The 16154-nt window shown below is 70.2% G+C and carries 15 protein-coding genes; 10 read left to right on the top strand and 5 right to left on the bottom strand.

What is annotated here, in order from left to right; genetic code table 11:
* Window positions 1-134 precede the first annotated feature (134 nt).
* On the bottom strand, window positions 135-881 hold the full coding sequence (locus ACFYY1_RS06900; RefSeq protein WP_388581891.1) for a Crp/Fnr family transcriptional regulator: 747 nt from the start codon (window positions 879-881) through the stop codon (window positions 135-137).
* A gap of 384 nt (window positions 882-1265) precedes the next feature.
* Between ACFYY1_RS06900 and rpsL the strand changes: the two genes are divergently transcribed.
* The 4 genes from rpsL to tuf all read left to right on the top strand — a co-directional run bounded on the left by rpsL (window position 1266) and on the right by tuf (window position 5629).
* The gene (rpsL, locus tag ACFYY1_RS06905) at window positions 1266-1637 is read left to right on the top strand and encodes a 30S ribosomal protein S12 (RefSeq protein WP_003948652.1); all 372 of its coding nucleotides are present in this window, start codon (window positions 1266-1268) and stop codon (window positions 1635-1637) included.
* A 2-nt stretch (window positions 1638-1639) separates the two neighbouring features.
* Window positions 1640-2110, top strand: coding sequence for a 30S ribosomal protein S7 (gene rpsG, locus ACFYY1_RS06910; protein ID WP_072485550.1), 471 nt, complete (start codon window positions 1640-1642; stop codon window positions 2108-2110).
* Between the two features lie 38 nt (window positions 2111-2148).
* A complete protein-coding gene (gene fusA, locus ACFYY1_RS06915) occupies window positions 2149-4275 on the top strand; it encodes an elongation factor G (protein ID WP_388581894.1) in 2127 nt (708 codons plus the stop codon).
* A gap of 160 nt (window positions 4276-4435) precedes the next feature.
* Entirely contained in the window at window positions 4436-5629 is a 1194-nt protein-coding gene (tuf, locus tag ACFYY1_RS06920; protein ID WP_356479249.1) for an elongation factor Tu, read from the top strand.
* A gap of 165 nt (window positions 5630-5794) precedes the next feature.
* On the opposite strand, the gene ACFYY1_RS06925 is transcribed toward tuf, so the two are convergent.
* From ACFYY1_RS06925 to ACFYY1_RS06940, 4 genes are all read right to left on the bottom strand, one after another.
* Window positions 5795-7861 carry a PIG-L family deacetylase gene (locus tag ACFYY1_RS06925; RefSeq protein ID WP_388583424.1) on the bottom strand — a complete coding sequence of 689 codons (2067 nt, stop codon included), beginning with the start codon at window positions 7859-7861 and terminating at the stop codon, window positions 5795-5797.
* A 198-nt stretch (window positions 7862-8059) separates the two neighbouring features.
* The gene (locus ACFYY1_RS06930; RefSeq protein WP_388581897.1) at window positions 8060-8518 is read right to left on the bottom strand and encodes a GNAT family N-acetyltransferase; all 459 of its coding nucleotides are present in this window, start codon (window positions 8516-8518) and stop codon (window positions 8060-8062) included.
* Between the two features lie 23 nt (window positions 8519-8541).
* Complete coding sequence (locus ACFYY1_RS06935) at window positions 8542-10836, bottom strand: poly(A) polymerase (RefSeq protein ID WP_388581900.1); 2295 nt, start codon at window positions 10834-10836, stop codon at window positions 8542-8544.
* 17 nt (window positions 10837-10853) lie between these two features.
* Window positions 10854-12524 carry an RNA ligase family protein gene (locus ACFYY1_RS06940; RefSeq protein WP_388581902.1) on the bottom strand — a complete coding sequence of 557 codons (1671 nt, stop codon included), beginning with the start codon at window positions 12522-12524 and terminating at the stop codon, window positions 10854-10856.
* A gap of 506 nt (window positions 12525-13030) precedes the next feature.
* Between ACFYY1_RS06940 and rpsJ the strand changes: the two genes are divergently transcribed.
* The 6 genes from rpsJ to rpsS are packed head-to-tail and all read left to right on the top strand — an operon-like array spanning window position 13031 to window position 16145.
* Complete coding sequence (gene rpsJ / locus ACFYY1_RS06945) at window positions 13031-13339, top strand: 30S ribosomal protein S10 (RefSeq protein ID WP_003948644.1); 309 nt, start codon at window positions 13031-13033, stop codon at window positions 13337-13339.
* Window positions 13340-13352: 13 nt separating this feature from the next.
* Window positions 13353-13997: a 50S ribosomal protein L3 gene (gene rplC / locus ACFYY1_RS06950; RefSeq protein WP_072485542.1), complete on the top strand. Its 645-nt coding sequence runs from the start codon at window positions 13353-13355 to the stop codon at window positions 13995-13997.
* Window positions 13998-14001: 4 nt separating this feature from the next.
* Window positions 14002-14652 carry a 50S ribosomal protein L4 gene (gene rplD / locus ACFYY1_RS06955; RefSeq protein ID WP_266730369.1) on the top strand — a complete coding sequence of 217 codons (651 nt, stop codon included), beginning with the start codon at window positions 14002-14004 and terminating at the stop codon, window positions 14650-14652.
* Window positions 14652-14975 carry a 50S ribosomal protein L23 gene (gene rplW, locus ACFYY1_RS06960; RefSeq protein ID WP_003966958.1) on the top strand — a complete coding sequence of 108 codons (324 nt, stop codon included), beginning with the start codon at window positions 14652-14654 and terminating at the stop codon, window positions 14973-14975. The genes rplD and rplW overlap by 1 nt, the downstream gene beginning before the upstream one ends.
* A gap of 39 nt (window positions 14976-15014) precedes the next feature.
* Window positions 15015-15851 carry a 50S ribosomal protein L2 gene (gene rplB / locus ACFYY1_RS06965; protein WP_376625345.1) on the top strand — a complete coding sequence of 279 codons (837 nt, stop codon included), beginning with the start codon at window positions 15015-15017 and terminating at the stop codon, window positions 15849-15851.
* A gap of 12 nt (window positions 15852-15863) precedes the next feature.
* A complete protein-coding gene (gene rpsS, locus ACFYY1_RS06970) occupies window positions 15864-16145 on the top strand; it encodes a 30S ribosomal protein S19 (RefSeq protein ID WP_093540761.1) in 282 nt (93 codons plus the stop codon).
* Window positions 16146-16154: the final 9 nt, after the last annotated feature.

Below are 16154 nucleotides of genomic sequence, written 5' to 3' on the forward strand. Positions count from 1 at the left end.
TCTCCGTGGGCCGAAGGCACGAGCGTGAGGCTGATGGGACTGTGGTGGTGAGGGAGGATGACTCACTTCGAGTGTGACCGTGTGCACAGAGTCATCTGCGACCGCGTTCCCTCCGCGGAGCGCACGGAGCCTCTCTACGGGGAGAACGGGGCTTCGTGGCGGACGACCGGCCGGGAGGAGTCCTGCGCCCGTGCGATCCGGCGGAGCGCGTCCGGCCGCACGATCACCATCGCCCGTCGCCCCGTCAGCACGATGCCCCGTTCACGCAGGTCCTTCAGCAGCCGCTGGACCATTTCTCTGGAGGCACCGACCGCCCCGGCCAGTTCCTGTTTGCTGAGCGGTATGTCGAGTTCGATGCCTTCGTCCGTACGGCAGCCGTGGGTGTGTGCCAGATCCAGCAGCAGAACGGCGAAGCGCTCCCGTACCGTCATCGCCGCGAACTCCAGGCTGCGCCGGTCCGCAGCGCGCGTACGGTCGGCGGTCAACGCCAGGAGCGTGAGCGAGACCCTGGCGGAGCCTGCCACGAACGCGCGGAACTTCTCGTGCGCCACGGCCACGGCCCGCACGGGGGAGAGCGCGGTCACCGTCGCCGAGCGCGGCCGGCCGGTCAACGCGGCCGATTCGCCCACGATGTCGCCGGGGCCGCGCAGCGCGTGCAAAGCCTCGTAGCCGTTCGGCGCGGATGTGGTGATCTTCGTCCAGCCGTTGACGATCAGCAGGACGTACGCGGACGGCTCGTCCTGCCTGAGCAGAGGAGCCCGGGAGGCGAAACTCAGTTCGCGGCCCAGTCCGAGCAGCGAGACCCGGTCCTCGCGCTCCAGCCGGGCCAGGAAGGGCACCCGGTCGTCGAGCCCGTCGCCGTCGGGTACGTACGCCGCCATCCCGCCACCCCCCGATCGTTCACCGCGCGGTTCAATGTACTGAGAACGCGTATTACCGGACCGACAAGGTTGCTTTCCTGCCGCGCGTCCGTGGACGGCTGTCTCAATTCCGTTGGCCGTGAGCTGCGGAAGTCCGGCGCGTCGCGGCGGACAGCATTTGTTTTGACCGGAGTCGGTGAGGTAGGTACGCTCAGACCTTGTGCCTGGGGTGTGCCTGGGCTCGTGTGCGTGTCCTCAACCGCATGGCGAGTCCGTCAGTGGCCACCGCAATCTGCGCTCCTTCTGCCTTGCGGCAGGAGCTTGCAGTATTCGACACACCCGACCGCGTGGGTCGGTGACGTTCCAGGTTAGTTTCACGAACGGCACACAGAAACCGGAGAAGTAGTGCCTACGATCCAGCAGCTGGTCCGGAAGGGCCGGCAGGACAAGGTCGAGAAGAACAAGACGCCCGCGCTCGAGGGTTCGCCCCAGCGCCGCGGCGTCTGCACGCGTGTGTTCACGACCACCCCGAAGAAGCCGAACTCGGCCCTCCGTAAGGTCGCGCGTGTGCGTCTGACCTCCGGTATCGAGGTCACGGCCTACATCCCGGGTGAGGGACACAACCTGCAGGAGCACTCCATCGTGCTCGTGCGTGGTGGCCGTGTGAAGGACCTGCCGGGTGTTCGCTACAAGATCATCCGCGGCTCGCTCGACACCCAGGGTGTCAAGAACCGCAAGCAGGCCCGCAGCCGCTACGGCGCCAAGAAGGAGAAGTAAGAATGCCTCGTAAGGGCCCCGCCCCGAAGCGCCCGGTCATCATCGACCCGGTCTACAACTCTCCTCTTGTCACCTCGCTGATCAACAAGATCCTGCTGGACGGCAAGCGTTCCACCGCCGAGCGGATCGTGTACGGCGCCATGGAGGGCCTCCGCGAGAAGACCGGCAACGACCCGGTCATCACGCTGAAGCGCGCGCTTGAGAACGTCAAGCCCTCGCTCGAGGTCAAGTCCCGCCGTGTCGGTGGCGCCACCTACCAGGTGCCGATCGAGGTCAAGCCCGGTCGCGCCTCCACCCTCGCGCTGCGCTGGCTCGTGGGTTACTCCCGCGCCCGCCGCGAGAAGACCATGACCGAGCGCCTCATGAACGAGCTGCTCGACGCCTCCAACGGTCTTGGCGCTGCCGTCAAGAAGCGCGAGGACACCCACAAGATGGCCGAGTCCAACAAGGCCTTCGCGCACTACCGCTGGTAGTCGCTACCCACATCGAGACCGAGAGAAGATTGAGCCTTATGGCCACCACTTCGCTTGACCTGGCCAAGGTCCGCAACATCGGGATCATGGCCCACATCGACGCGGGCAAGACGACCACCACTGAGCGGATCCTCTTCTACACCGGCGTTTCGTACAAGATCGGTGAAGTCCACGACGGCGCTGCCACGATGGACTGGATGGAGCAGGAGCAGGAGCGCGGCATCACGATCACGTCCGCCGCGACGACCTGCCACTGGCCGCTCAATGATGTTGACCACACCATCAACATCATCGACACCCCGGGTCACGTCGACTTCACCGTCGAGGTGGAGCGTTCGCTCCGCGTCCTCGACGGCGCCGTCACCGTGTTCGACGGTGTCGCCGGCGTCGAGCCGCAGTCCGAGACCGTCTGGCGTCAGGCGGACCGCTACGGCGTGCCGCGCATCTGCTTCGTCAACAAGCTCGACCGCACCGGTGCCGACTTCTTCCGCTGCGTCCAGATGATCACGGACCGCCTCGGCGCGACCCCGATCGTCATGCAGCTCCCGATCGGTGCCGAGGCCGACTTCACTGGTGTCGTCGACCTCGTGACGATGAAGGCGTTCGTCTACCCGGTCGAGGCGACCAAGGGCGAGGCGTACGACATCGTCGACATCCCCGCGAACCTCGTGGAGAAGGCCGAGGAGTACCGCGGCAAGCTCCTCGAAGCCTCTGCGGAGAACGACGAGGCGCTCATGGAGCTCTACCTGGAGGGCGAAGAGCCTTCCGTGGAGCAGCTCTACGAGGGCATCCGTCGCATCACCATCAACTCGGGCAAGGGCGGCGAGACCACCGTCACCCCCGTGTTCTGCGGCACCGCGTTCAAGAACAAGGGCGTCCAGCCCCTGCTCGACGCCGTCGTGCGCTACCTCCCCTCCCCCCTGGACGTCGAGGCCATCGAGGGCCACAGCGTCAAGGACCCGGAGGAGGTCGTCAAGCGCAAGCCGTCCGACGACGAGCCGCTCGCGGCCCTCGCGTTCAAGATCATGAGCGACCCGCACCTCGGCAAGCTCACCTTCGTCCGGGTCTACTCGGGCCGCCTGGAGTCCGGCACCTCGGTGCTGAACTCCGTCAAGGGCAAGAAGGAGCGCATCGGCAAGATCTACCGCATGCACGCGAACAAGCGTGAGGAGATCGAGTCGGTGGGCGCCGGCGACATCATCGCCGTCATGGGCCTGAAGCAGACCACCACCGGTGAGACGCTGTGCGACGACAAGAACCCGGTCATCCTGGAGTCCATGGACTTCCCGGCGCCGGTCATTCAGGTCGCCATCGAGCCCAAGTCCAAGGGTGACCAGGAGAAGCTGGGTGTCGCCATCCAGCGCCTCTCCGAGGAGGACCCGTCCTTCCAGGTCCACTCCGACGAGGAGACCGGCCAGACCATCATCGGTGGTATGGGCGAGCTTCACCTCGAGGTGCTCGTCGACCGCATGAAGCGCGAGTTCCGCGTCGAGGCGAACGTCGGCAAGCCCCAGGTCGCGTACCGCGAGACGATCCGCAAGGCCGTCGAGCGCATCGACTACACCCACAAGAAGCAGACCGGTGGTACCGGTCAGTTCGCCAAGGTGCAGATCGCGATCGAGCCCATCGAGGGCGGCGAGGCCTCGTACGAGTTCGTCAACAAGGTCACCGGTGGCCGCATCCCCCGTGAGTACATCCCCTCGGTGGACGCGGGTGCTCAGGAAGCCATGCAGTTCGGCATCCTGGCCGGTTACGAGATGGTCGGCGTCCGCGTCATCCTTCTCGACGGTGGCTACCACGAGGTCGACTCCTCCGAGCTGGCGTTCAAGATCGCCGGTTCGCAGGCGTTCAAGGAGGGTGCCCGCAAGGCGTCCCCCGTGCTCCTCGAGCCGATGATGGCCATCGAGGTGACCACGCCCGAGGACTACATGGGCGATGTCATCGGTGACATCAACTCCCGCCGTGGCCAGATCCAGGCCATGGAGGAGCGCAGCGGCGCTCGCGTCGTGAAGGGCCTCGTGCCCCTCTCGGAGATGTTCGGCTACGTCGGAGACCTCCGCAGCAAGACCTCGGGTCGCGCAAGCTACTCGATGCAGTTCGACTCCTACGCCGAGGTTCCGCGGAACGTCGCCGAGGAGATCATCGCGAAGGCCAAGGGCGAGTAACTCTCCCGAGCTCACGCTTTAGGCTTGTCACCGGAGCCTGGTGGGGCATTCGTCGCAGAGCGGAAGTTCCGCGCCGAATGCCCCCGGCTCCGGCATCCCAGCAAAGATCACCTGGCGCCGATGAAGCAAGGCGTACAGAACCACTCCACAGGAGGACCCAGTGGCGAAGGCGAAGTTCGAGCGGACTAAGCCGCACGTCAACATCGGCACCATCGGTCACATCGACCACGGTAAGACGACCCTCACGGCCGCCATTACCAAGGTGCTGCACGACGCGTACCCGGACCTGAACGAGGCCTCGGCCTTCGACCAGATCGACAAGGCTCCCGAGGAGCGCCAGCGCGGTATCACGATCTCGATCGCGCACGTCGAGTACCAGACGGAGTCGCGTCACTACGCGCACGTCGACTGCCCGGGTCACGCGGACTACATCAAGAACATGATCACGGGTGCCGCGCAGATGGACGGCGCCATCCTCGTGGTCGCCGCCACCGACGGCCCGATGCCGCAGACCAAGGAGCACGTGCTCCTGGCCCGCCAGGTCGGCGTTCCGTACATCGTCGTCGCCCTGAACAAGGCCGACATGGTGGACGACGAGGAGATCCTGGAGCTCGTCGAGCTCGAGGTCCGTGAGCTCCTCTCCGAGTACGAGTTCCCGGGCGACGACCTGCCGGTCGTCAAGGTCTCGGCGCTCAAGGCGCTCGAGGGCGACAAGGAGTGGGGCCAGACCGTCCTCGACCTGATGAAGGCCGTCGACGAGAACATCCCGCAGCCCGAGCGTGACGTCGACAAGCCGTTCCTGATGCCGATCGAGGACGTCTTCACGATCACCGGTCGTGGCACCGTCGTCACCGGTCGTATCGAGCGTGGTGTCCTCAAGGTCAACGAGACCGTCGACATCGTCGGTATCAAGCAGGAGAAGACCACCACCACGGTCACCGGCATCGAGATGTTCCGCAAGCTGCTCGACGAGGGCCAGGCCGGTGAGAACGTCGGTCTGCTCCTCCGTGGCATCAAGCGCGAGGACGTCGAGCGCGGCCAGGTCATCATCAAGCCCGGTTCGGTCACGCCGCACACCGAGTTCGAGGCCCAGGCCTACATCCTGTCGAAGGACGAGGGTGGCCGTCACACCCCCTTCTTCAACAACTACCGCCCGCAGTTCTACTTCCGTACCACGGACGTGACCGGCGTCGTGACCCTCCCCGAGGGCACCGAGATGGTCATGCCGGGCGACAACACCGTCATGTCGGTCCAGCTGATCCAGCCGGTCGCCATGGAGGAGGGCCTGAAGTTCGCCATCCGTGAGGGTGGCCGGACCGTGGGCGCCGGCCAGGTCACCAAGATCGTCAAGTAATTACCTGACTGTCTGACCTGGTTGCTCCGCACAGAGCACCGAGAAGGGCCCCGGCCCGCCGCGCAAGCGGTGGACCGGGGCCCTTCTTCATGTTCCGGGGCCGTTCTTCAGGCGCGGGGCCTTCTTGACGTGCGGGGTTCTTCCTGGCGTGCAGGAGGGCGCCGCTCAGGGGCGCCAGATCCAGGGCAGGGCGTCGGGCCCCATGGCCACCACCGCCGGGCGGCCGTCCCGGCCGACGTGCAGGGCCGGGCCGTCCAGCGCCACCGGACCGCGCCGCCGTACGAAGATCCCTTCGGGGGTACGGAGCTGGACGAGGCCCCCGGCGGTGCGGCCGAGCAGTACCGGGGCGGCCGGCGTCCCGGCGGCGGCCACCGGCCCGTACCCGTCGAAGGGCGCCCGGTCCGGGATCCGGCGGCCGTAGCCGTCGATGCCGGTCTCGTCGGCCGTCTCGCCGGTCCGTACGGTCGTCAGCGCGGCCTTCGCCGCCGCACGGTAGAATAGCTCGACGCTGCCGTCCGCCCCCGGCAGCGCGGCCGGCCCGTCCCCGGGAACCGGCACCCCGGTGATCTGGGTGCGCGCGGTCACCGCCTCGCCGGGCGCGTCCTGCGTCCAGTGGTGCACCGCGAACCGGCCCGCCGCGTAGACATGGACACACCCCTGGGCGTCCACCACGGCGCTCAGCCCGTCCTGGATCTCGCCGCCGCCCATGTCCGCCCACCCGCTCCAGCGGCCGGCCGTGTCCCGTACCCGGGTGCTGAGGCCCTTCTCCGCGTTCCGGACGAAGAGGTGCACCCGCCCGTCGGGGGCGGCCACCGCGACCGGGACACCGATCCGGCGCCCGTCGTCGTGGCCGCGCTCCGGGTTCCCCAGCCCCTGCCAGGCGCGGAAGGCGCCACCGGGGGAGCGCTGCTCCAGCGCGACGATCTCGCGCTCGTTGTCCGCGCCGTGCCCGCCGAGCGCCGAGAACCGCAGCCCGAAGAGCAGATGGCGCCCGTCCGGCAGGGTCGCGCTGCCCAGCACCGGTGCGAGCGGGCCGCCGCCGAGGTCGTCCGGCGCGTCCCACACCCCGCTGCCCGGTGCGCTCTCGCGCCGCCGCACCGCCCGCAGGCCCAGCACCCCGTACGCGACGAGCCGGCCGTCCGGTTCGGCGGCCACGGCGGGCCGGGGGCCGGGGTAGCGGTAGTGGGTGGAGCGCACCCAGCCCTTCCGGTTGGTCAGCGGCCGGTTGCCGCCCACGTTGTAGTCCCCGCAGCCCGCCGGATTGCCGCACCGCCAGTCGGCCGAGCCGCCGTACGGCACCAGGTGCGAGGCCTTCTCGGCCAGTACGGCGGGCGGCAGGTTCTTCGGCCAGTGCCGGTTGTAGTAGGCCCGGAACGACGTGGTGGCGAAGCTCGGCACCTCGCCGCCGCTCCTGGTGGTCCGCGCCACCCAGCGGATCAGCGATGCCCAGGTGAACAGCGCGGCCGCGGTGTGGTCGGGATGGTCGGAGTAGCCCTGCTGTTCGCTGTCCCGGCGCCGGACGGCCTCGCTGCTGTGCTGGATGTCGGGGTCCGGGTCCATGGTGTGCAGGACGCTCGGCCGGTACCGCTCGAACAGCCCGGCCAGGACGTCGATCAGCCCGTCGTAGGTGTACGAACCCGCCTTCCTGAGCGGCGAGCCGTCGGCGACGACGGTCGGCAGGACCAGCCGCCGGTCCTGCCAGAGACTGGGCAGTCCGAGGCGTCCGTACGTGGTGTGCATGGCGGTGCTGATGAAGATCAGCTCGACCCTGCGGCCGCGGTGGGAGAGGGTGTTGAGCTCGGCGCGGTGGCCGCCGTGCAGCTCGATGACGGACTTCTGCCACGGGGTGAACCGGCCGAGGCCGAGCAGGCTCGCGTACGCCTGGCGCAGCCCCTGGTGGCGCGCGGAGGAGTACGCGGCCTTGTCGGGAGCCGGCAGCGGGCGGCCCGGGATGCGGTTTATGCCGGTGGCCTCACCGCCGGTCAGGTAGACGCAGACCAGTGGGGTCCCGGCGTCCAGCGCCTGCTGGGTGTCCGGGTTCATGAAGTACAGGTCGTCGTCCGGGTGGGCGAGGACCTGCATCATCAGCGCCGGGTGCGAGGTACTGATCGGCAGTCCGGGCATCGGGTCCGCGGCCGGATCGCGGCGACGGGGCGGCGAGGGCGCCGTGCAGGCGGTGAGGCCCGCCAGACCGGTCGCGCCGGCCGCCGCCAGCAGGGTGCGCCGCGGCATTCCCGGGCGGGATGCGCGCGAGGCGGGTCGATCCGTCACACCGTGCTCCGTCCACTTCCCCCGCAGCGGGCGGGCGGCCCTGTCCTGCGTACTGAGTCCATGCAGGTCGCGGCGGGTGGCGAGCCGCTGCTGCGGGGGGATAGACGGAGTTTCCCGGAGGCGGGTTGCCTGGAAATCCGATGATGTGACCCTGACGGTTCAACGCACGGGTGTACGCACCATGAACACATCGATCGGGTCCTGGCGCTCCTCGGTGAACCCGTGCCGTTCGTAGAGCGCGCGGGCGGCGCTGCCCTGGAGCACGTCCAGCCGCACGGTCGCGCCCGCCGCGTCGGCCCGCGCGAGCAGCGAGCGGAGCACCGCGGTGCCTGTGCCGCGCCCGTGGAGCGCGGGGGAGAGGTAGAAGTTCTCCAGCCGCAGCCCGTCGTCGGCCGGGCGCAGGGTGACGCAGCCGGCGAGCTCGCCGTCCACGACCACGACCGAGGTGTGCCGCGATACGAAACCGTCCCGCAGCCGCTGCCGTACGCGGTGCTCGTCGTAGCGCCCGAGCCGCTCCAGGTCGGGGCGCATCACCACGGCCCTGAGCTCGGCCAGGGCCTCGATGTCCTCGGGCAGGGCGGGGCGCAGGGTCCAGGGCGGGGTGGTGCTCGTTGTCATGGGCGGATTCTCGCCGACCGCCGTCACCGCAGCTCGGGCGCCTGTCCGCGGTCCGCCCGGCGCAGCCCCGCCTCCGGGATGCCGCGCAGCAGCCCGGCGCCGATCTCCGCGAGCCGGGCCCCGTCGGGCGGGGTGCGGCCCAGGCCGATGGCGTACTGGACGTGGGAGGCGTCGGCGCCGCACGGACGGGGCCAGGCGTGGGCGTCGGGGGAACCCGCTTCCGCGAGGGCGGCGAGCAGGGCCAGGAGGCGGCCGCGGAAGCGCCCCTCGTCCGCGCCGTGGCGCACGGAGACGATCGCCCAGGCGGCGTGGCGCAGGTGCAGCGGCGGCGGGGTGCGGAGCAGGGCGCGCGGTACGGGGCCGGTGTCGTCGGCGGACTCCAGGATCTCCCAGGCGCGGAAGAGCTCCTCGGCGAGGAGGTCGCGGCCGGCCGGGGAGACCTGTGCCGTGCAGGAGCGGACGGGGTCGGTCGGGGTCAGCACGGTGACGGGAAGCCCACCGGCGTCGGGAGCTGTGGCGGGGCCACCCCCGCCGCCGGGGCCGTTGGTCCCGCCCGTTCCGGCGGGGCCGACCGGACGGTCCCAGTCCCAGGTGGCCCAGGTCGCGAAGAAGTGCCTGAGCAGGGGGAGCGGGGGCAGGTCGCCCGACTCGTGGGCGGTACGGGCCGCGAGCACGGACCAGGCGAGGCCGGGCAGTTGGCCGCACGGCGCGGAGTCCAGGCCGCGCGCCCGCGCCCAGCCCTTCACCTCGCGGGCGAGCCGGGTGAACGCCGCCCGGTGCGGGTCCGCCGCCGCGAGCACCGCGTCCGCGTCGCTCACCGCGCTGAGCGCCGTGGCCGCCGCCCCGCCCAGCCCGGCGCGCCCGGCCACCGCCCCGGCCGGGTCGAGCGGGCCCGTCGCCACGGTGACCAAGTCCACCTTCAGCCCGCCGAGGCCGAAGCGCAGACCCGGTACACGGGCCCCGGTCACCTCGCGCAGGCCGACGGCGTCCGGCAGGGCCGCGGCCAGCCGCTCCCGTACCCCCGGCAGGTCCACCGCGCCCGGCAGCGCTGCGATCAGGTCCACGTCCGCGCCGGGCAGCGCACAGCCCATCCGCCGGGAGCCGGCCAGGTGGACAGCGCCTTCGGGCAGGGCGGCGGCCACCCGGCGCACGGCATCGGCCGCGCACGCCTCCTCTGCCACGTCCGTCTCCCGGGCCGCTTCCTCCGCCGCCTCGGCGGCCAGCTCCACGCGTACCCCGAAGTGGTCCGAGACGTACAGCCCGTCCGGCGCGGGGACATCGCCCAGCAGCACCGCCGAGGCGGGGCGCAGCCGCTCCGAGCGGACCAGGACCCTGTCCAGCCGGGACGCCCGCCCGGACAGGGAGGAGACCGCCGCCAGCGGGTTGACCGACGGGTCGAAGGTGGGCGTCCGGTCGTCCGCGCCGTGCACCCGGCTCCAGGCGTCCGCCATCGCCAGCCGGTCCTGCGGGGTGTCCCCGCCGTCGTTGAAGTCGCCGAGCAGCGTCACATCGCCCTCGACGGCCGCCAACCCCGTTGCCAGATCGGCCAGTTCGGCATCGCGTCGGCCGGCGCCGTCGGCCGAGTGGTCGCTGCTGAGATGGGTCGCCGCGACTGTGACCGGCCCGTCCGGCCCGTCCACCACGACCGCCGCGACCGCCTTGTGCGGGCCGAGTACATGCAGGCCCGCCTCGCGCACCGGCACCCTGCTGAGCAGCAGCAGACCGCAGTCGGCGACGTCCCGGCCCGCCGGATCGGCCCAGAACGTGTAGCCGTCGCGGACCCAGGGCGCCGCCAGCAGCAGGGCGAGCAGAGCCGGTTCGGCCTCCTGGAGGGCGATGACATCGGCGTCCGCCACGCGCAGGGCGTCGAGCAGGAGCGGGCGGCGCCGGGCGGTGTCGATGCGGTCGCTGTCGTAGCGGTCCCAGAGGGTGTTCCAGGTCAGCAGTGTCAGGGGGGCGGAGGCCGGTTCGGGCGCCGGCGCGTCCTCGGGCACGGGCGTCCAGGCGGCCTCCGGCGCTGAGAACGCGTGCGGGGTGCGGGAGACGAAGTACGGGGACGGCAGCCGGCGCGGGGCGCGCACCCGCCCGGCCTCCGTCGCGTCGATCCGGTCCACGCCCGAGGACCGGTCCCACACCACCTCGCCGTCCGCCTCGAAGAACAGCACCCGGTGCCAGGGGATGTCCCCGCCGGGCGTGAAGCGGGGCAGCGGCACCCGCTTGGGCACGGTTCCGCGCTGCGCCACGCCCATCACGAAGCGCGCCGGGTCGAACCGGGAATCCCAGCGCACCCGGTGGTAGATCTCCTCGCTGGTACGCATCTACGCCCTGTCCTCCACTACGCCCTGTCCTCCACCGTTCCGCTCGCGCCGATGTACCAGGTGCGGTGCGCCTGGCCGGGGTACGGGGGCACGAACCGGTGCAGCTGCGCGGTCAGTACCTCGGGGGGCACGGGGTGAGTGCGGGACCCGTTGCGGCGGATCAGTTCCGCCTCGTCGACCAGCGCCACGGCATGGGTGAGCAGCGCGTCCCGGCGCCGGGCCACCGCGTGCACCAGAGAGCGCTGGTGGGCGTTGAGCGAGGTGGCGTCCCAGACGACCGCGGCGCCCGCCGCGAGCGCGGCGTCCAGCCGGTCGAGCCCCTCGCGCAGCACGTCCCCATTGGCCTTCTGGTCGGCGCGCGAGCCCCGGGCCCGGCGCAGGTCGTCGAGCGAGAGGTACGTGTCGGTGCCGGGCAGGGCACGGGCGAAGGTGCTCTTGCCGCTGCCGGACGGGCCGACCAGCTGGACCAGGCGCGGGAAGTCCCCGGTCCGCCAGCGCCAGGTCGCGGCGACGGCCTCCTCGGCGGTGGTGACCCGGCCCAGGGCGTACGCCTCACGGGCCTGCGCCAGGCAGCGGTCGGCGGCGTCCGGTGCCAGATCCGCGAACGCCTCCCGCAGCCCGGCCGGTTCGGCCACGTCCTCGGCGTGCAGCGCCGACCACTCCACCTGCTCGCGCGCGTCGGCGGTGTCCGCGACCGTGGCGGCCAGCGCGTGCAGCAGCGGCAGATCGGCGGCGAACGACATCCGGACCAGTCCGGTGCGGCGTTCCTCGTCCGGGTACGGGCGGTGCAGCCCGGGGTGCAGTCCGACGAGGTCCGCGACGCGCCGGGCGAGCGGCATCCCGAGCGCGGGGGCCAGCGCGGGCGCGAGCGCGGCGCGGCGGGATCGGTGCAGCAGTGCGGCCAGCACCCCGGTCAGCCGGTCCTCGCCCGTCCGGCCCGCCGCGTCCAGGGCGTCGCCCATCGCGGCGGCGGCCCCGGCGTCCCCCGCGTCCGTGCCGGTGGCGGCGGCCAGCGCCGCCGCGTCGGCCGGAGCCCCGGACCGTACGGCCCACAGGGCGGCGGCCGGGCCGAGCCCGTTCGGCACGACGGCGGCGTGCATCCAGTGGGTATCGGTCCGTACGTGTCCGGGCCGCACCCACTTGGCCACCAGGCGCCGGAAGTCCGCCGCGCCGAAACCGTCCGCGGGCCGTACGACGTACCCCTCCTGCCGGCCGGTGTCCAGCTTCAGCGCGCGCAGCTCCTTCTCGGCTCGGGCGTCGAACACCCCGCGCCACACCACCGGCGGCACCGGTATCCCGAGGTCCCGCAGGAACGCCACGGTCCGGTCCCAGTCCAGGCAGTGCTCCCCGTCCCAGACGGAGAAGCCGTAGAAGTAGCTCTCCAGCTCCTCGTAGGGGATCGAGTGGCGCGCGAACATGTTCTCGCCGCAGACCCGCCACCCCTCGGGGATCCGCGCCCCGACCCGCCCCTGGAGCGCCTTCACCCAGCCCCGCGAGGGGTGGTGGGCGGAGTCCAGGGAGCGTGCGTGCAGCCCGTCGGCGTAGAGCGTGGTGTTCTCGCCGTCCAGCTTCTCGGTGACGACGACCTCGCGGCCGGTCAGCGCGGCGAGACCGGCGATCCGCACGTCGTCCGAGGTGGCCCCGGGGGACCAGGGCAGATGGGCGGTGCGCGGATAGTGCGTACGCATGATCGATGCCCCCGGTGACGACGGATTGCCCGGCCGGTCACTGTAGGCACGGCGGTGCGGACCGCTCGACCGAATTACGGTGGGGACGCCCGGCACGGCTCCCGCCGCACGCCCGCGTTTGACCGAGCGACCGCGCGGGGTAAGATCCTCGGCCCGATTGGCCAGGCTCACACCCCGTATGGCACACTGACCAGGTTGCTCGGTTGAGTGTCAATGCTGCGCGCCTCCCGCCGGGAGGACCGGAAGCGAGTCCCACAGTACTCGTCGACCCCTCGGGTCGGACGTACGGGAATCTTCCGGGAAGCGTCAGTGGGGCACCGGCCAGGCACCCGGTGGGTGTTCCGCCCCCGGTCCTGCGGTCCTCGGGCCCGCACCCCCTTGGTTGGGAAATCCTTCGGGAGATCTGCGTAGAGGGGATGCGACACGCCCGACCGCGTGGGTCGGAGGTGGAGTCGTTAGAACCCCCGGGTTCCAGAGCGTTATGAGAGACAGGACTACTAGTAGCCATGGCGGGACAGAAGATCCGCATCCGGCTCAAGGCCTACGACCACGAGGTCATCGACTCCTCGGCGAAGAAGATCGTCGAGACGGTGACCCGCACTGGTGCGTCGGTCGCGGGCCCGGTGCCGCTGCCCACTGAGAAGAACGTGTACTGCGTCATCAAGTCGCCGCACAAGTACAAGGACTCGCGCGAGCACTTCGAGATGCGCACGCACAAGCGCCTCATCGACATCCTCGACCCCACGCCGAAGACGGTTGACTCGCTGATGCGTCTCGACCTGCCGGCGGGCGTCGACATCGAGATCAAGCTCTGAGGTGACGCGCGAGATGGCTAAGAACATTAAGGGCGTCCTGGGCGAGAAGCTCGGCATGACCCAGGTCTGGGACGAGAACAACCGGGTCGTCCCGGTGACCGTCGTCAAGGCCGGGCCCTGCGTCGTCACCCAGGTCCGCACCAACGACAACGACGGCTACGAGGCAGTCCAGATCGCCTTCGGCGAGATCGACCCCCGCAAGGTGAACAAGCCCCTCAAGGGCCACTTCGCCAAGGCCGACGTGACCCCGCGCCGCCACCTGGTGGAGCTCCGCACCCCTGACGCCAGCGAGTACACGCTGGGCCAGGAGGTCACTGCCGAGGTGTTCGAGTCCGGCGTCAAGGTCGACGTCACGGGCAAGAGCAAGGGCAAGGGCTTCGCCGGTGTGATGAAGCGTCACAACTTCAAGGGTGGCAAGGCGTCCCACGGTGCCCACCGTGTGCACCGCATGCCCGGCTCCATCGGTGGCTGTGCCACCCCCGGCCGTGTCTTCAAGGGCATGCGCATGGCGGGTCGCATGGGCAACGAGCGTGTCACCACCCAGAACCTGACCATCCACGCGGTTGACGCGGAGAAGGGTCTGCTCCTCATCAAGGGCGCAGTCCCCGGTCCGAACGGCGGCCTCGTCCTGGTCCGTACCGCGGCCAAGGGGGCTTGAGGTAATGAGCACCATTGACATCCTTTCGCCGGCAGGCGACAAGGCCGGTACCGTCGAGCTCCCCGCGGAGATCTTCGACGCGAAGACCAGCGTTCCGCTGATCCACCAGGTCGTCGTCGCACAGCTGGCAGCTGCCCGTCAGGGCACGCACAAGACCAAGACCCGCGGCGAAGTCCGTGGTGGTGGCCGCAAGCCGTACCGCCAGAAGGGCACCGGCCGCGCGCGCCAGGGTTCGACCCGTGCGCCGCAGTTCGCCGGCGGTGGCGTCGTCCACGGCCCGCAGCCGCGTGACTACTCGCAGCGGACCCCGAAGAAGATGAAGGCCGCCGCCCTGCGTGGTGCCCTCTCCGACCGGGCCCGTCACTCCCGCATCCACGTCGTCACCGGCGTGGTCGACGGTGCAGTCTCCACGAAGGCCGCCAAGACGCTGTTCGGCAAGATCTCGGAGCGCAAGAACCTGCTCCTGGTCGTCGAGCGTGCCGACGAGGCCGCGTGGCTGTCCGCCCGCAACCTGCCCCAGGTGCACATCCTGGAGCCGGGCCAGCTGAACACGTACGACGTGATCGTCTCTGACGACGTGGTCTTCACCCAGGCCGCCCTCGAGTCCTTCGTGTCTGGCCCCCAGACCGCTGAGACCGAAGGGAGCGACGCCTGATGAGCGAGGCGACCGTTACCAGCAAGACCTACTCGGACCCGCGCGACGTTCTCGTCAAGCCGGTCGTTTCCGAGAAGAGCTACGCGCTGCTCGACGAGAACAAGTACACGTTCATCGTCGCGCCCGGCTCCAACAAGACCCAGATCAAGCAGGCCGTGGAAGCGGTCTTCTCGGTCAAGGTCACCGGGGTCAACACGATCAACCGGCAGGGCAAGCGCAAGCGCACCCGCACCGGTTTCGGCAAGCGTGCTGACACCAAGCGCGCCATCGTGACCCTCGCCGAGGGCGACCGTATCGACATCTTCGGCGGCCCGACCTCCTGACGGAGGTCGAGTCGTCCGGAATCGGACGAGGACTGAGAAATGGGTATCCGCAAGTACAAGCCGACGACCCCGGGCCGTCGTGGCTCCAGCGTCGCCGACTTTGTCGAGATCACGCGGTCCACGCCGGAGAAGTCGCTGGTCCGCCCCCTGCACAGCAAGGGCGGCCGTAACAACGCCGGTCGTGTGACCGTTCGCCACCAGGGCGGTGGCCACAAGCGCGCCTACCGAGTGATCGACTTCCGTCGTCACGACAAGGACGGCGTGCCGGCCAAGGTCGCGCACATCGAGTACGACCCCAACCGCACCGCGCGCATCGCGCTCCTGCACTACGCGGACGGCGAGAAGCGCTACATCATCGCGCCGCGTGGCCTGGCGCAGGGCGACCGTGTCGAGAACGGCCCGGCCGCCGACATCAAGCCCGGCAACAACCTGGCGCTGCGCAACATCCCGGTCGGTACGACCATCCACGCCATCGAGCTGCGGCCCGGCGGCGGCGCGAAGTTCGCCCGTTCCGCGGGTGCCTCCGTGCAGCTGCTGGCGAAGGAGGGCACCATGGCCCACCTTCGTATGCCGTCGGGTGAGATCCGCCTGGTCGACGCCCGCTGCCGCGCCACCATCGGCGAGGTCGGCAACGCCGAGCAGTCGAACATCAACTGGGGCAAGGCCGGCCGTATGCGCTGGAAGGGCGTTCGCCCGACCGTCCGCGGTGTCGCGATGAACCCGGTTGACCACCCGCACGGTGGTGGTGAGGGCAAGACCTCCGGTGGTCGCCACCCGGTCTCGCCGTGGGGTCAGAAGGAGGGTCGTACTCGTTCGCCGAAGAAGGCATCGAACAAGTACATCGTCCGCCGCCGCAAGACGAACAAGAAGCGCTAGGAGCGGGTTTAGATGCCGCGCAGTCTCAAGAAGGGGCCCTTCGTCGACGGCCACCTCATCAAGAAGGTGGAAGTTCAGAACGAGGCAGGCACCAAGAACGTCATCAAGACCTGGTCCCGTCGCTCGATGATCGTCCCGGCCATGCTGGGTCACACCATCGCGGTGCACAACGGCAAGATCCACGTCCCGGTGTTCGTCACCGAGTCGATGGTCGGCCACAAGCTCGGCGAGTTCTCGCCGACTCGCACCTTCCGCGGCCACGTCAAGGACGACCGGAAGTCGAAGCGCCGCTAACCGCGGGGT

The sequence above is a fragment of the Streptomyces sp. NPDC001890 genome (assembly GCF_042891445.1).
In the GTDB taxonomy this organism is placed as follows: Bacteria; Actinomycetota; Actinomycetes; order Streptomycetales; family Streptomycetaceae; genus Streptomyces.

Bases quoted from the DNA above. Each gene is read 5' to 3' on its own strand.
- ACFYY1_RS06900 (WP_388581891.1), bottom strand. From the start codon at position 881: ATGGCGGCGTACGTACCCGACGGCGACGGGCTCGACGACCGGGTGCCC.
- rpsG (WP_072485550.1), top strand. From the start codon at position 1,640: ATGCCTCGTAAGGGCCCCGCCCCGAAGCGCCCGGTCATCATCGACCCG.
- fusA (WP_388581894.1), top strand. From the start codon at position 2,149: ATGGCCACCACTTCGCTTGACCTGGCCAAGGTCCGCAACATCGGGATC.
- ACFYY1_RS06925 (WP_388583424.1), bottom strand. From the start codon at position 7,861: ATGCCGCGGCGCACCCTGCTGGCGGCGGCCGGCGCGACCGGTCTGGCG.
- ACFYY1_RS06930 (WP_388581897.1), bottom strand. From the start codon at position 8,518: ATGACAACGAGCACCACCCCGCCCTGGACCCTGCGCCCCGCCCTGCCC.
- ACFYY1_RS06935 (WP_388581900.1), bottom strand. From the start codon at position 10,836: ATGCGTACCAGCGAGGAGATCTACCACCGGGTGCGCTGGGATTCCCGG.
- ACFYY1_RS06940 (WP_388581902.1), bottom strand. From the start codon at position 12,524: ATGCGTACGCACTATCCGCGCACCGCCCATCTGCCCTGGTCCCCCGGG.
- rpsJ (WP_003948644.1), top strand. From the start codon at position 13,031: ATGGCGGGACAGAAGATCCGCATCCGGCTCAAGGCCTACGACCACGAG.
- rplC (WP_072485542.1), top strand. From the start codon at position 13,353: ATGGCTAAGAACATTAAGGGCGTCCTGGGCGAGAAGCTCGGCATGACC.
- rplD (WP_266730369.1), top strand. From the start codon at position 14,002: ATGAGCACCATTGACATCCTTTCGCCGGCAGGCGACAAGGCCGGTACC.
- rplW (WP_003966958.1), top strand. From the start codon at position 14,652: ATGAGCGAGGCGACCGTTACCAGCAAGACCTACTCGGACCCGCGCGAC.
- rplB (WP_376625345.1), top strand. From the start codon at position 15,015: ATGGGTATCCGCAAGTACAAGCCGACGACCCCGGGCCGTCGTGGCTCC.
- rpsS (WP_093540761.1), top strand. From the start codon at position 15,864: ATGCCGCGCAGTCTCAAGAAGGGGCCCTTCGTCGACGGCCACCTCATC.